Source organism: Streptomyces griseomycini, from assembly GCF_014203535.1.
Classification (GTDB): domain Bacteria; phylum Actinomycetota; class Actinomycetes; order Streptomycetales; family Streptomycetaceae; genus Streptomyces; species Streptomyces griseomycini.
Window position 1 is genome coordinate 37,728 of record NZ_JACHJI010000023.1, and the last position, 13,300, is coordinate 51,027.

A 13,300-nucleotide genomic window follows, 5' to 3' on the forward strand; every position below is an offset into this window, starting at 1 on the left:
TACGGTGGTCACATCGGCACAGCGACAGGGAGCGAGCATGATTACCCTCAGCGGGCTCACCAAGAGGTACGGGACGGTGACCGCGGTGGACGGCCTCGACCTCGAGATCACGCCCGGCCGGGTGACCGGCTTCCTCGGCCCCAACGGGGCGGGGAAGTCCACGACGATGCGGATGATCCTCGGTCTGGACCGGCCGACGGCGGGCCGGGCCCTGGTCAACGGCAAGCAGTACGAGGAACTGCGCCACCCCCTGCGGGAGGTGGGCGCGCTCCTCGACGCCAAGGCCGTGCACCCGGGGCGGACCGCACGGAACCACCTGCTGTCCATGGCCCGCAGCAACGGCATCGCGCGGCGCAGGGTCGACGAGGTGCTGGAGGTGGTGGGGCTGACCTCGGTGGCGAGCCGCCGGGTCGGCCTGTTCTCCCTGGGGATGGGCCAGCGGCTGGGCATCGCCGGGGCGCTGCTCGGCGACCCCGGTGTGCTGATCTTCGACGAGCCGGTGAACGGTCTCGACCCGGACGGGGTGCGCTGGGTGCGCTCCATCGCGCGCTCCCTGGCCGAGGAGGGACGTACGGTCTTCCTCTCCAGCCATCTGATGAGCGAGATGCAGCAGACCGCGGACCAGGTCGTCGTCATCGGCAAGGGCAAGCTGATCGCGGACACCCCGGTGCTGGAGCTGATCGAGCGCAGTTCCCTGGGCACCGTGCGGGTGCGGGTCCCCGACCCGGCGGACCGCGCGGACCTGGTCCGGCGGATCGGGACGGCGGGCTTCGGGACCGAACTCACCGCGGACGACGCGCTGGTCGTGCGCGGTGCCCGGCCCGAGCAGATCGGCGACCTGGCGCACGAGGCCGGCGTCCGGCTGCACGAACTGCGCCTGCAGGAGCCCTCGCTCGAGGAGGCGTACATGGAACTGACCTCCGACAGTGTCGAGTACGGCACCGCTCGGAGCGCGAATGTGACAGGCGGGTGGGACGCATGAACGACACGAAGGCCGCTCCGGCGGCGGCGGCACGGGGCCGCGGCGGACTGGTGGGGGCCGCCGCGGCGGAGTGGACCAAGCTGTGGGGTGTGCGCTCCACCTGGGTGTCCCTGGCGTCCACGGCCGCGCTGGTGGTCGCCTACACGGTGATCGTGGGGGTCTCCGCGCGCTCCTCGACGGCGCAGTCCTCGGGCGGCGAGCCGCCGACGGACCCGCTGGCGAACCTGGGCACCGGGGTCGTCTTCATGGGCCAGTTCGCGGTGCTCGCACTGGCGACGATGGTCATCGCCTCGGAGTACGCGACCGGCAGCATCCGCGGGACGTTGCAGTGCGTGCCGGTGCGGCACCGGATGCTGCTGTCGAAGAGCGTGGTGCTGGTCCCCGTGCTGTTCGTGACGGGCCTCGTCGTCGCGCCGCTGGGGCTGGGCTCGGCCGTCGTCGCGCTCGGTGACGTCGCCGATCCGGTGACGGCCGGGGCGAGCGTGCGGCAGGCGCTGGCCGTGGGCGGGTATCTTGGCGCGGTCGGGATGATCAGCATCGGGATCGGCGCGGCCGTGCGCAGCGTGGCCGGGACCATCACGGTGGGCTTCCTGGTCCTGCTGGTGCTGCCCATGACGCTGCAGTCGGTCTCGGTGGAGTTCGTGCAGAAGGCCGGCGACTACCTGCCGGGACCGGCCGGCATGGCCCTGATGGGCGTCTCCGAGTCCGACACCTACGGCCCCGGAGCGGCCGCCGCGCTGCTGGTCTTCTGGGCCCTCGCCGCCAACGCGGCCGGCTACTGGGTGCTGCGCAACCGCGACGCCTGACGCCGCCCGCCCCTGTCACGGGGCGCCCCTGACGTCCCGGGTCCCTACATCCCCCGGGGGACCCGGGACTTCCCCACCGCCGAACGGAATTTAAGCGGTGACGAAAAGAAACAGGCAGGCCCCGGCGACCAGCCGGGTAATGCACCGTTACTCCACACAATTCGAGAATGAACCCCACTGACAGGGCAACGGAGCTGCGCTAGTCTCCAGTTGCCCTGTCAGCCGTTGAATTCTTATTTCTCTGGTGGAGTGACATGCTGCCTGCTGGGCCGGAAATGGAAGACCACGAGGCCCGCCCCCTCGACAAGGAAGTGGCGGAGTTCTATTCCTGGCTGACGCACCTGCAGCAGGACGGCCCGGTGATGTTCGACGAATCCCTGCGGGCCTGGCAGGTATTCGGGTACGACGAGGCGCTGCAGGTGCTGTCCGACCCGTCCTTCTCCGCGGACATGCGCGCCGCGAGCCGGGCCGCCGGGGTGGAGACGGCCGTCCCGCCGGTCATCGAGCGGCTCACCTCCGCCAGCTTCTTCACGATGGAACCGGCCCGGCACCGGTCGTTCCGGGGGCTGGTGAGCCAGGCGTTCTCGCGGCGGCTGGTGAACCGGCTGGCCCCGCAGGTGGCCGAGACGGCGACCGCGATCCTCGACGGGCTGGACGGCGCCGACGCCTTCGATCTGCTGGAGCGCTTCGCGTACCCGCTGCCGATGATCGTGCTGTGCGATCTGCTGGGCATCCCGCACGACGACCGGCGCGCGTTCCAGAGCTGGGCATCGGCCCTGACCGACCCGGCCGCCGCGCAGGCCGCGGGCGCCGAGCGGCTGGGCCGGGAACTGGAGCAGCTGGAGCAGTACCTGCACGAACTGGTGCAGCGGCGCCGCCGGGAGCCGGGCGGGGACCTGCTCAGCCGGCTGGCCGCCGCCGAGGTCGACGGGGAGCCGCTGACGGAGGACGAGGTGGTGAGCCTGGCGGCGGTGATGCTGCTGGCCGGCCACAACACCACGACGATGCTGCTGGCGAACCTGGTGGTCTGCCTGGACGAGAACCCGGCCGCCGCGGCCGCGGTGCGGACCGACCGGAAGCTGCTGCCCGGGGCCATCGAGGAGGTCTTCCGCTACCGGGGGCCCCTCCCCCGCGCTCTGCGGCTCGCGACCCGTGACACCGAGGTCGGCGGACACACCGTGCCCGCGGGCGCGCCCGTCGTCGTGTGGACGGCCGCCGCGAACTGGGACCCGGTGCAGTTCCCGCACCCGGACCGGTTCGACCTGCACCGCACGTCCAACCGTCACCTCGGCTTCGGGCACGGCATGCACTTCTGCCTCGGCGCGCCGCTCGCCCGGGTGGTCGCCGAGATTGCCGTGTCCCTGCTGATGGACCGCTGTTCGCACGTGGCCGTCGCGCGTGACGAACCACTGTCCTACCCGGCGCCCAGGGTGAACCTCGCTCCGGCGCGGCTCCCGGTGAACGTGCGCTGGGCCGCCCCGGCGGGCCGCTAGCCCCGGGAGGGACGAACACCCCGTGTCGTACCTGGGTTTTCCCCGGCTGAACTTCGCCGGGACGATACAGACCGACGTGGCCACGGCCAACAACGTGCCGCAGTACTTCGACAACGACCTGTTCGAGCCGCGTTTCCAGTGGCGGATGGACCTGCCCGACGTCAACGGGCTGTGGAACCCGCGCGGCCCCGGCACGCTGCGGCTGGTGGACGTGGTGGTCACCAGCGTCTGCCTGCCGGACGGCCGCCAACTCACCGACAGGCGGGGGGACCCGGTCGTCGGCGGGCGCCTCGTCGACGACGACGTGCGCACCAACGGCAAGATGGTCGACCTGGACCCGCACAACCAGACGGTCCCGGAGATCTACGGCTGGCGGCCCCGGCTGGTCGACGCGGACGGGGACGAACTGCTGCGCGGCGACTTCCTTCCGTCCGCGGTGGAAGACATGTGGCCGCGCGCCGACCTGCCCTCGGGGCGGCCGGACATCGCCGGCACGTACCAGTCGGTGCTGACCGGCGTGACCTGGGCCGAGCGCCTGGCCTCCCCCTTCCTGCGGGCCCTGCGCAGGCTCACCCAGGACGGGATGCTGTCGGTCAAGATGACGATGGACGCCGTCGAGGACGGCGTCGAGCACTGGCCGGACAACCTCACCTTCGGCCGGGTCGTCGGCTCCGTCGGCCCCCACTTCGAGGGCGAACCTCGCCGGTTCCTCGCCGGGCGCAGACTGCGCAGGGCCGGCGACCGCAGTCCGCTGTTCCACGCGCCGTGCCGGGTGGACGAACCCTCCGGCACCGTCTTCGTCGACCTGGCCAACAGCATCCGCGCCGAGGGGCGCGGCGGGCCGCTCGAGGACGTCGGTCCGCTCGCCCTGGCCGTGCTGGACGACGACGCCCGCCCTCAGGTCCTCGCCCCGCTCGACGGGATCGACCGCGGTTTCTACGAGCGCAGCGCGGGCATCGCCACGGTCCGCCTCGACCGCGCGCAGCTGGCCCTGGCCGGCCGTCGCCGTCTCGCGGTGGTGTCGGCCGGCGACACACCGGCCACGCTGCTCGCCGAGAACGCCGACGCCTCCTGGGTGCACGCCGACGGCTCCGTGCTCCGCCTCCACCCGGGCACCCCGCAGGAGAGCGCCGGCACCACCCTGTACGCGACCCGCCACGGCCGCCCGGCGGCGGGTGTACGGCTGTTCCTCGACGCGGGTTCCGGGCCGCGGCCGGTGTCGCTGCCGGAGGAGGTGGTCACGGACGCCCGGGGCCGCGCCCGGGTGACGCTGACCGGCACCGACCCCGGCAATCCGCGCCGGGCGGTCGACGGGGCCCTGGCCGAGGTGGCGTACGGGCCGCTGCACCGCAGGGGCGAACCCGACGGCAAGCTCGCGGTCCGCGTGTTCGACGCCTACCGCGCTCCCGAACGGCCGACCTGGCTGCGGGACGTCCGGCCGGTCTTCCAGCAGTACGCCAACCTCTATCCGGTCATGCGGGACGTGCTGGACCTGGCCAACTACAACGACGTACTGCGCTACCGCACCTACATCAGGCGGACCCTGCTGGCCCCGCCGGACTCCCCCAACCACATGCCGGTCACCCGGGACCTCTCCCCAGGAAAGCGAGACATGATAGTGAGCTGGCTGGACAGCGGACCCCACCCCGAACTGCTCGACATCACCAGCGTCGAGGAGCTGAGGGACATCCTCCAGCAGGCGATGCTGGTGGAGCTGGCGACCATCCCGCCGTACCTGGCCGCCCTGCTGTCCGTGAAACCGGGTCACAACGTGAAGATCGTCGACCTGATCCGGACCGTGGTGCGCGAGGAGATGCAGCACATGGCCCAGGTGTGCAACCTCCTCAACGCGGTCGGCGGCGAGCCGCGGATCGGCCGGCCCGGGTTCGTGCCGACCTACCCCGGCGCGCTGCCCGCCGGTGTCCTGCCCGATCTGCAGGTGCGGCTGCGGAAGCTGTCGCTGGAGCACGTCAGGGACGTGTTCATGGCGATCGAACAGCCGCAGTACCCCATGGTGGACGGCAAGCCGTTCAAGGGGCACGTGATCTCCCCGCAGAGCGTCCGCGTCACCCGCGACGGAGAGCTGCGGCACATCGACGACGACGACGTGGAGCGCCTGCGGACCTGGTTCTCGAAGGCGGAGTACGAGCCGCAGACCATCGCCTGGCTGTACAACCGCATCGCCCGGGCCGTCATCAGCCTCGACCGCGACGGCAAGCTGTTCACCGGCGATCCCGCGCGCCAGGTCGGCTGGCCGGACGCGCCGGGCACGCTGTACAAGGTCACCGACAGCCGGTCGGCGCTGCTCGCCGTCCACCAGATCGTGGAACAGGGCGAGGGCTCCCCGCACGACCTCGACGGCGACGGCCTGGGCGACCCCGGGGAGCTGGGCCACTACTACATGTTCGCCGAGATCGTGGAGGGCCGGCAGCTCGCCCGCGCCGCCGACGGCAGCTGGGGCTACACCGGCCCGCGGATCCCCTTCGACCCCGAGGGGGTCCACCCGATGGTCGACGACCCCGACACCTACCGGCTGCCCGCCGGCTCGGTCGGGCGCCGCGAGTCCCTGCGCTGCGACGCCTCCTACACCAATCTCCTCACCGCCCTGAACCGGGTGTTCAACGGCCACCCCGGGGAGCTGGACGACGCCGTGGGGCTGATGTTCCAGGTGCAGGTGGAGGCCAGGAAGCTGCTGGCCGTTCCCTCCGCGGAGGGCGCGCGCACCGTTCTGGGGCCCGCCTTCCAGTCGCCCGGCGTCCAGCTCGGCCAGTGAGCGGCCGTCGGACCGGGCAGCCGGCGCGCGCAATCGCATGCAGGCCCTTCCAGTCAAAGGAGACACCGTGAGCCGCCCACCGACAGTGCACTCCCTCCACCGCGAGCACGAGCGGGCCGACGGGATGCTGCGCCTCCACTGCAACGAGAATCCCTACGGCCCGCCCCCGGGCGTGATCGCCTCGGTCACCAAGGAGCTCGAGGGCCGGTGCTCCACCTACCCGGACAGCGAGGCCACCGCCCTGCGCGAGCGCCTGGCCGAACACGTCGGCGTCTCCCCGGAGATGGTGGCGGTCGGCAACGGCGCCGACGAACTGGTCCTGCTCGTCACCCTCGCCTCGGCCGGGCCCGGTGACACGGTCGTCGTCACGGAGTCCACGTTCCCCGGGTACGCCACTTCGGCTGCCGTCGCGGGCGCCACCGTGCGCAGCGTGCCGCTGCACCGCGACCGGGTGTCCGCCACCGCCCTGGTGGAGGCCGTGGACGCCGGCGCGCGCCTGGTGTTCGTCTGCAACCCGCACAACCCGACGGGCACCGTCCTGTCGCCGGCCGCGGTCGAGGAGATCCTGACGGCCTGCGAACGCACGGGTGTGGTCCCGGTGTTCGACGAGGCGTACATGGAGTTCGCGGGGCCCGGCTTCGACCACGCGCTGGACGCCGTCCGTGCGGGCCGGCGACTGCTGGTGCTGCGGACCTTCTCCAAGGCCTGGGGCCTGGCGGCCCTGCGCGCCGGCTACGCGGTGGGCCCGGCCGACCTCGTCGCGGGGATCGTGGACGCGCGCCGCGCGCTGCCGTTCAGCGTCAACCGGCTCGCCCAGCAGGCCGCGCTGGCCGCGCTGGGCAGCCCCGACCACATCCCCGAGGTGCGCGAGCGCACCACGCGGGAGCGGGAGCGGCTGTGCCGTGCCCTGACCGCCCTCGGGGTGACGCACGTGCCCTCGGTGACCAACTTCGTGATGGTCAAGACCCCCGGGAACAGCACCCGTTTCGCGTCGCGGCTCGCCGACGAGCACGGCATCCTGGTGCGCGACCTGACGCCGTTCGGCTACCCGGGGCACGTGCGGGTGACCGTCGGGACCGCCGAGGACACCGACCGGTTCTGCGAGGCGCTGGGCAAGCTGCTGACCTCGCCCCGGTCGCACGCCTCCAGCGGCCACGGTCTGGGCGCGGCCCGTGATGCGCTGCCCGTGCCGACGCTGGACCCGGTCGCCCCGGAGGACCTGTTCAACGGCTACGTCGGTGCGCACGCGGTGTTCGCGCTGACCCGGCTGGGGGTCTGGGACCGGCTGGCGGAGCGGCCCGGGCACCCCGTCGACGAACTGGCCGCGAGGGCGGGCACCGACGCCACCGGGCTGATGCCGCTGCTGCGGGTCGTGGCGCTGCTGGGCTACGTGGAGCTGGCCAACGGCCCCACCCCCACGGCGACGCTCACCGGGGCCGGCCGGGAGCTGGTCCGGATGCGGGGCTTCTTCACCTGGGGCGTCGGCGGCTACCACGAGGTGCTGCGGGGCCTGCCCGGACTGGCCCGCGGGACCTCCGTGTTCGAGCAGGACGTCGACCGGGACGGCGGGATGGTCGCCGTCGGCTCGGGCGAGGTGGGCCGGGAGCTGATGCTGCCGCTCGAGCAGGAGGTGCTGGCCAGCGTCGACTTCCGCGCGGTCGCCGACCTGGGCTGCGGGGACGCCACCCGGCTGCTGCGGCTGTGCGACGGTCACCCGCACCGGCGCGGCACCGGCATCGAGATCAACCAGGGGGCGTGCGTCCAGGCGAACAAGCGGGTCGCCGACGCGGGGCTCGCGGACCGCATCGAGATCGTGCACGGGGACGTACTGGCCTTCTCGGACCGTACGTTCCCCGAGGTCGACCTGGTGACCAGCTTCCTGATGATGCACGACCTGTTCGACGCCACCGGCGACCCCGTGGGGGTCATGCGCACGCTGCGCAGGGTCTTCCCGGAGGCCCGGCGGTTCCTGATCGGTGACACGGTCGCCCAGGAGTGGGAGGAGCGGCGGGAGCAACTGCCGATGTTCTCCGTCGGGTTCGAGCTGGTCCACGCGTTCATGGACACGCCCATCATGAACCGCAGGACGTACGAGAACGCCTTCGCCGGTGCGGGGATGCGGGTGGAGCGGCGGGAGCCGCTGGGCGCCCCGTCGACGTGGCTCTGGCTGCTGACCACCGAGTGAGGCGCCCTCGCGCGAGAAGGGGCGGGGCGGTCGTGACGACCGCCCCGCCCCTTTCGTCTCCGCCGGGTCAGCCGGCGTTGCCGAAGAACTCCAGGATGCTCTTGTTCACGGCCTCGGGGTTCTCCAGGTAGCCGTAGTGGCCGGCGTCCGGGACGACCTCGAAGCCGGCGCCCGGGATGATCCCGGCCAGCTCCTCCCCCGCGCGCGGCGGGGTCACCAGGTCGTCGGCGAACGAGATGACGTGGCAGGGGACCCCGATCGCGGCGTACGCGCGGCGGCGGTCGGGCATCGGCTCGAGCCCCAGCTGGGCGCCCCGGCCGGCCTCGTTCTGCGTGGCGAGTTCCATCACGTCCAGCCAGTCGACGACGGACTGTTCGTCGTCCAGGGTGCGCGGCGACAGGCTCTGCATCGCCTGGACGACGGCCTGGTAGCGGGCGGGCAGCCGCACTCCCGACCGGTGCAGCTCGCGTTCGGCGCGGGCGAGCGCGGCGCGCAGGGCGTCGCTGCGGGCCCGGCTGGCCATGAGCACGGCCTGGCGCACCAGGTCCGGGTGGGTCAGGGCGAGTTCCTGGGCGACGTAGGCGCCCATCGATGTCCCGACCACGCGGAACGGACCGAGCCGGAGCCGGGCGGCGAGCGCGACGACGTCGGCGACCATGTCGTCGACGGTGAAGCCGTCGGCGCACACGTCCGTGGGCGGTATGCCGCGGTTGTCGAAGGTGATGACGCGGTAGCCGGCGGCGGTCAGCGCGGGCACCTGGTACATGTGCCAGGCGCGGCCCCCGCTGCCGGATCCCATGATCAGGACGACGGGTTCACCGGAGCCGTTGCCGTTGTCCTCGTAGCTGAGGCGGATGCCGTTGACGGTGGCGAGGGGCATGGTTCTCCTAGGGGGCGGTCAGGACGACGGTCCGCAGGTGCGGCGAGCGCAGGATCTCCGCGAGGGTGAAGCGTTCCGGCACCCACGTCCCGCGGGAGTAGAGCCGCGTCTGGTCGGCGTGGTGCGGGGAGGCCGGGTCCGAGGACTGGGCGTAGGTGAGCAGGGTGGAGACGCGCGGCGCCGCCCGTTCGGGGAACTCCGTGACCTGGAGGAAGCTCGTGCCGGTCGTGACCTCGGTGGCGCCGGCCGCGGGGTCCCAGCGGGGGGTGATGACGTTGAGGACGCCGGCCTGGTGCGGGCCTCCGTGGAGGGGGATGCGCTCGCCGCCGCGCACCACGTACTGGTGCACCCCGAGGGGGGCGTCGAGGGCGATCCCGGCGGCGCGCAGTTCGGCGGCCGCCTCGCCGAACGCCCGTCGCACCTGAGGGTCGTCGACGGCCAGGGTGCGCGGGGTGTGCAGCGGGTCGGCGGGGTCGAACGGGGTGCGCCAGGGGCCTCCCGGCACCGCCTCGGCCTTGAGCACGAACCGGGCGAACAGCAGCGCGCCGCGGCTGTCCCGGCGGAAGGTGCCGTCCCAGGCCTCCAGGGCGGGGCAGGCCGCCGACACGTCGACGGGCCCGCGGGAGGAGGGCGCGAGGCCGCCCGGGAACGACCGGCACAGCCGGACGGCGTCGGCGCCGGCCAGTTCGGCGGCCCTGCTGTGGTCGCGGAAGAGGAGGTGCTGCGCCGCCGTGCGGGTGAGGCCGCGCCCGGGCAGCCCGTCCGTGCCGGCCAGCCGCCGCTCGGCGGTGAGGACGGCCTCCTGGGTGCGCAGGCTGCGCGGGGTGCCCTTGTCGCCGACGACGCGCGGGTAGTCGGTGAGCGGGGCCGCGGGGTTGGTCAGCCAGGGGCTGTTGTTGGCGTTGACGACGTAGTCGTCGCGGGCCAGGATCGGGAGCCTCGCGGGACCGAGCAGTCCGGGTTCGACGGCGTCGGGATCGCTGCCCCAGGCACAGTCGCCGCGTCCTCCGTCGAGGACGGGTACGCCGCTGACGGCGAACACCCGCTCCCCCAACGGCGTGGAGCAGCGCTCGGCCAGGTCGTCGGTGACGTGCGGGACGACCTGGAGGTCCGCGTACAGGGTCCGGCCCCGGCGGTCGGCGGCGACGGTGTTGACCCAGGGCAGGCCCTGGGTGCGGGTGAGAACGCGGCGTACGTCGTCGGTGTCGCGGGCCCGGCCGAGGCCGAGCCAGCTGTTGACGGCGCGCAGGTTGCCGGCGTTGGCGTCGCGCAGGACGTGGGCGCTGCGGGTGGTCCAGGGCAGCGGGAAGCCGCCGGGGCCCGTGCCGGTGACGGGGCCGTAGCGGGTTTCCCAGAGCGTCCGCCGGACGGTGTCCTCGGTGCCGTCGGCGGCGCGGACGCGCACCGTGACGCGGTGGGCGCGCATCGGCTCGGGCACCCCGTCGACGAGGTAGCGGGTGGGGTCGCCGGGGACGAGCGGCACCTCGTACAGGCCGTAGGTCGCGGCGGTGGAGACGGTGTGGGTCCAGGCGAGGTCGCGGTTGTGGCCGATGAGGACCGCGGGGAAGCCGAGCAGGGAGGCGCCGGAGACGTCGAGGCGGCCGGGGATGGTCAGGTGGCTCTGCCAGAACCGGCGTGCTCCGTGCCAGGGGAAGTGCGGGTTGGCCAGCAGCACGGCGCGGGCGTCGCCTCCGCTGCCGCGGCTGCCCGTGGCGAGGGCGTTGCTGCCCAGCTCGCCGTCTCCGCGGGCGGCCCGGACGGCGGCACCCAGCCCGGACGCCGTGGCCTCGAGGGACGAGGGGGACGTGGCGGACGTGCCGGACGGGCCGGGCGCGGGCGGGCGGGCCGCGGTGATGCCGTCCATCATCGTGCCGGCGCCCGACATGGTGGCCACGGCGTGGAAGTGGCGGTACACGTCGAGCGCGGTGACGGGCTTTACCCATGCCTTCCCGCGGCAGGCCGGATCGTCGGCGCCGGCCGTCCCGGTCTCGGCCACGTACCGGTTGTAGCCGCGCACGTAGCCGTCGACGAGCTGCCGGACCTCGGGTTCGGGACCGAGGGGCGGCGGCTGCGCGACCAGCCTCTCGACCGTGCGGGAGTCCTTGAGTCGCTGGAAGTACAGGTCACTGGTGAGGCTGTCGCCCGCGACGCCCAGGCCGGAGTCGGCGGGTGCGTCGGGGCCGAGGTGGCGGGAGCGTTCGGCGCGGACGGTGAGGTAGGCGTCCGCCAGGACGCACAGGTTGTCCGTCGCCGACGCGTAGCCGTAGCCGTAGCCGAGTCCCCGCCAGTCGCCGGCCCTGATGTGCGGGACTCCGTGTTCGGTGTACCGGATCACGACGGGCCGGCCGTTGCCGGCCGGCCCGTCGGGTGGTGCCGGCGCGGCCGGCGCGGCGGTGGCACCCGCCAGCGTGATCCCGGCCAGTAGCGAGGCGAGTGCCCCGCGGGTCCGTGCGGGCAGCCGGGTCACGCGCGGCATGCGTGCGGCCCCCCTTTCTGCTCGTTCGAATCGGGTGGGTCCCTCGGGGGGACGGGGGTGCCGGGGCGGCGTCCGTCAGGCGGCGCCGGCCTTCTCCATGGCCTCGACGAGGCTCTTGGGCCGCATGTCGGTCCAGTGCTCGTTGACGAAGTCGAGCGCCGACTGCCGGTCCGTCTCCTTCAGCGCGACCTGCCAGCCCGCCGGTACCTCGACGAACGCGGGCCACAGGGAGTGCTGGCCCTCGTCGTTGACGAGGACCAGGTAGGTGCCGTCGGGGTCCTCGAACGGGTTGGTGCTCATCTGGGTGTCCTCCTCGGATGGGGCGCGGTCACACGCTTGCGCCACGCGTCTCGTGGTACCGGGCGAGTCCCGCCGGGTCCGGCTCGAAGCGCACGGGCAGCGAGCTGAAGCCGGTCAGGAAGTTGGAGTGGATGCGCCGGGCGGGCCCGGCGACCTCGAAGCCCCGGCTGAAGGTCCGCAGCGCCGAGAGCAGTTCGGACACCTCGACGCGGCCCAGGTAGGCGCCGAGGCAGAAGTGCGGGCCGTAGCCGAACGCGATGTGCTTGTTGGGCGTGCGGCCCAGCGTGAAGGCGTACGGGTCGTCGAAGACGGCCTCGTCGCGGTTGCCGGAGCTGTGCCACAGGGTGACGATGTCGCCCGCGGCGATGCGCACGCCGCCCACCTCGGTGTCGGTCAGGCAGGTGCGGCCGAAGTGCATGGCCGGCGTGGCCCAGCGCAGTACCTCCTCGGCTGCCGTGCCGAGGCTGACGTCCCCGCCGCGCAGCAGCTGCCACTGCGCGGGGTGGCCGGCGAGGGTGCGCACGGCGTCGATCATCGAGAGCCGGCTCGTCTCGTCGCCGCCGATGATGAGGCTGTAGCAGTTGAGGACCATCTCGTCCTCGGTGAGCGACTGGCCGTCGATCTCGCCGCAGGCGAGGACGCTGATCACGTCGTCGCCCGGGGAGGCCCGGCGCTGCTCGACGAGGTCGCCGAAGTACAGCAGGATCTCGTTGCGGGCCATGAGGGCGTCGACCTCGCCGGCGTCCTCCGCGTCCGAGCTCAGCGCGGACTTGGTGAGCGACAGCAGGAACTCCCTGTCCGACGCGGGGACTCCGAGGAGGTCGGCGATGGTGCCCATCGGGATGTGGCTCGCGATGTCCTCGGCGAAGTCGCACGTGCCGCGCTCGACCGCCTCGGCCACCAGCCGCCTGGTGTTCTCCCGCACCCGTTCCGCGATGCGCTCCAGGGCACGCGGGGAGAACGCCCTGAGCATGATCTTCCGCAGTTCGCGGTGGCGGTGGCCGTCGGTGACGGCGAGCATCTGGCCGGCCGCGGAGTCCCCGCCGGCCAGCAGGGTGACCAGCAAGTTCCCCCGCTCCGACGTGAAGTTCACGTTGTCCCGGTAGACCGCCATGATGTCGGCGTGGCGGCTGACGACCCAGAAGCCGGGGTTGTCCCCCCGGGGCGGGTGCCAGGCCACCGGACTGTGCTCTCTGAGCTGTTTCCAGAAGTCCGTGAGATCGGAGTGGAACGTCTGCGGGTCCGCCAGGTCCACGTCGTGGATCAGTTCCGTCATGCCGCGGATTACCCCGTTCGTCGTGGTCGGAGTCACCGGAGTTACCGGATTTTCGGGAGTCGACGGCCGATGCTCCGACGCTAGCACCGGCCGTCGAGCAGGGGCATCGTCCTTAAGCGGCGGCTGAAT

General features: G+C 72.9%; 9 protein-coding genes. 5 read left to right on the forward strand and 4 right to left on the reverse strand.

Translation table 11 applies throughout. The features are described 5' to 3' along the window. Positions 1 to 37 precede the first annotated feature (37 nt). From FHS37_RS35610 to hisC, 5 genes are all read left to right on the forward strand, one after another. Positions 38 to 982, forward strand: a complete 945-nt coding sequence (locus FHS37_RS35610) for an ABC transporter ATP-binding protein (protein ID WP_184828981.1) — start codon at positions 38 to 40, stop codon at positions 980 to 982. Continuing rightward, positions 979 to 1,788, forward strand: a complete 810-nt coding sequence (locus tag FHS37_RS35615; RefSeq protein WP_184828983.1) for an ABC transporter permease — start codon at positions 979 to 981, stop codon at positions 1,786 to 1,788. The genes FHS37_RS35610 and FHS37_RS35615 overlap by 4 nt, the downstream gene beginning before the upstream one ends. Before the next feature lie 275 nt (positions 1,789 to 2,063). Then, positions 2,064 to 3,281 (forward strand): cytochrome P450, encoded by a 1,218-nt coding sequence (locus FHS37_RS35620; RefSeq protein ID WP_184828985.1) that lies wholly within the window; start codon positions 2,064 to 2,066, stop codon positions 3,279 to 3,281. Positions 3,282 to 3,303: 22 nt separating this feature from the next. Continuing rightward, positions 3,304 to 6,054: a ferritin-like domain-containing protein gene (locus FHS37_RS35625; protein WP_184828987.1), complete on the forward strand. Its 2,751-nt coding sequence runs from the start codon at positions 3,304 to 3,306 to the stop codon at positions 6,052 to 6,054. A gap of 67 nt (positions 6,055 to 6,121) precedes the next feature. Further along, on the forward strand, positions 6,122 to 8,239 hold the full coding sequence (gene hisC / locus FHS37_RS35630; protein WP_184828989.1) for a histidinol-phosphate transaminase: 2,118 nt from the start codon (positions 6,122 to 6,124) through the stop codon (positions 8,237 to 8,239). A 67-nt stretch (positions 8,240 to 8,306) separates the two neighbouring features. Here the strand turns inward: hisC and FHS37_RS35635 are convergent, their stop codons facing one another. The 4 genes from FHS37_RS35635 to FHS37_RS35650 all read right to left on the reverse strand — a co-directional run bounded on the left by FHS37_RS35635 (position 8,307) and on the right by FHS37_RS35650 (position 13,171). Then, positions 8,307 to 9,119 (reverse strand): alpha/beta fold hydrolase, encoded by an 813-nt coding sequence (locus FHS37_RS35635; protein WP_184828991.1) that lies wholly within the window; start codon positions 9,117 to 9,119, stop codon positions 8,307 to 8,309. 7 nt (positions 9,120 to 9,126) lie between these two features. After that, positions 9,127 to 11,595 carry a penicillin acylase family protein gene (locus tag FHS37_RS35640; RefSeq protein WP_184828993.1) on the reverse strand — a complete coding sequence of 823 codons (2,469 nt, stop codon included), beginning with the start codon at positions 11,593 to 11,595 and terminating at the stop codon, positions 9,127 to 9,129. A gap of 75 nt (positions 11,596 to 11,670) precedes the next feature. Further along, positions 11,671 to 11,895, reverse strand: coding sequence for an MbtH family protein (locus FHS37_RS35645; protein ID WP_184828995.1), 225 nt, complete (start codon positions 11,893 to 11,895; stop codon positions 11,671 to 11,673). 28 nt (positions 11,896 to 11,923) lie between these two features. After that, positions 11,924 to 13,171: a cytochrome P450 gene (locus tag FHS37_RS35650; RefSeq protein WP_184828997.1), complete on the reverse strand. Its 1,248-nt coding sequence runs from the start codon at positions 13,169 to 13,171 to the stop codon at positions 11,924 to 11,926. Positions 13,172 to 13,300 lie beyond the last annotated feature (129 nt).

What these genes read in the sequence shown, in the direction of transcription:
- FHS37_RS35615 (WP_184828983.1), top strand. Translation starts at nt 979, where the DNA reads ATGAACGACACGAAGGCCGCTCCGGCGGCGGCGGCACGGGGCCGCGGC.
- FHS37_RS35650 (WP_184828997.1), bottom strand. Translation starts at nt 13,171, where the DNA reads ATGACGGAACTGATCCACGACGTGGACCTGGCGGACCCGCAGACGTTC.
- FHS37_RS35620 (WP_184828985.1), top strand. Translation starts at nt 2,064, where the DNA reads ATGGAAGACCACGAGGCCCGCCCCCTCGACAAGGAAGTGGCGGAGTTC.
- FHS37_RS35645 (WP_184828995.1), bottom strand. Translation starts at nt 11,895, where the DNA reads ATGAGCACCAACCCGTTCGAGGACCCCGACGGCACCTACCTGGTCCTC.
- FHS37_RS35610 (WP_184828981.1), top strand. Translation starts at nt 38, where the DNA reads ATGATTACCCTCAGCGGGCTCACCAAGAGGTACGGGACGGTGACCGCG.
- FHS37_RS35635 (WP_184828991.1), bottom strand. Translation starts at nt 9,119, where the DNA reads ATGCCCCTCGCCACCGTCAACGGCATCCGCCTCAGCTACGAGGACAAC.
- FHS37_RS35640 (WP_184828993.1), bottom strand. Translation starts at nt 11,595, where the DNA reads ATGCCGCGCGTGACCCGGCTGCCCGCACGGACCCGCGGGGCACTCGCC.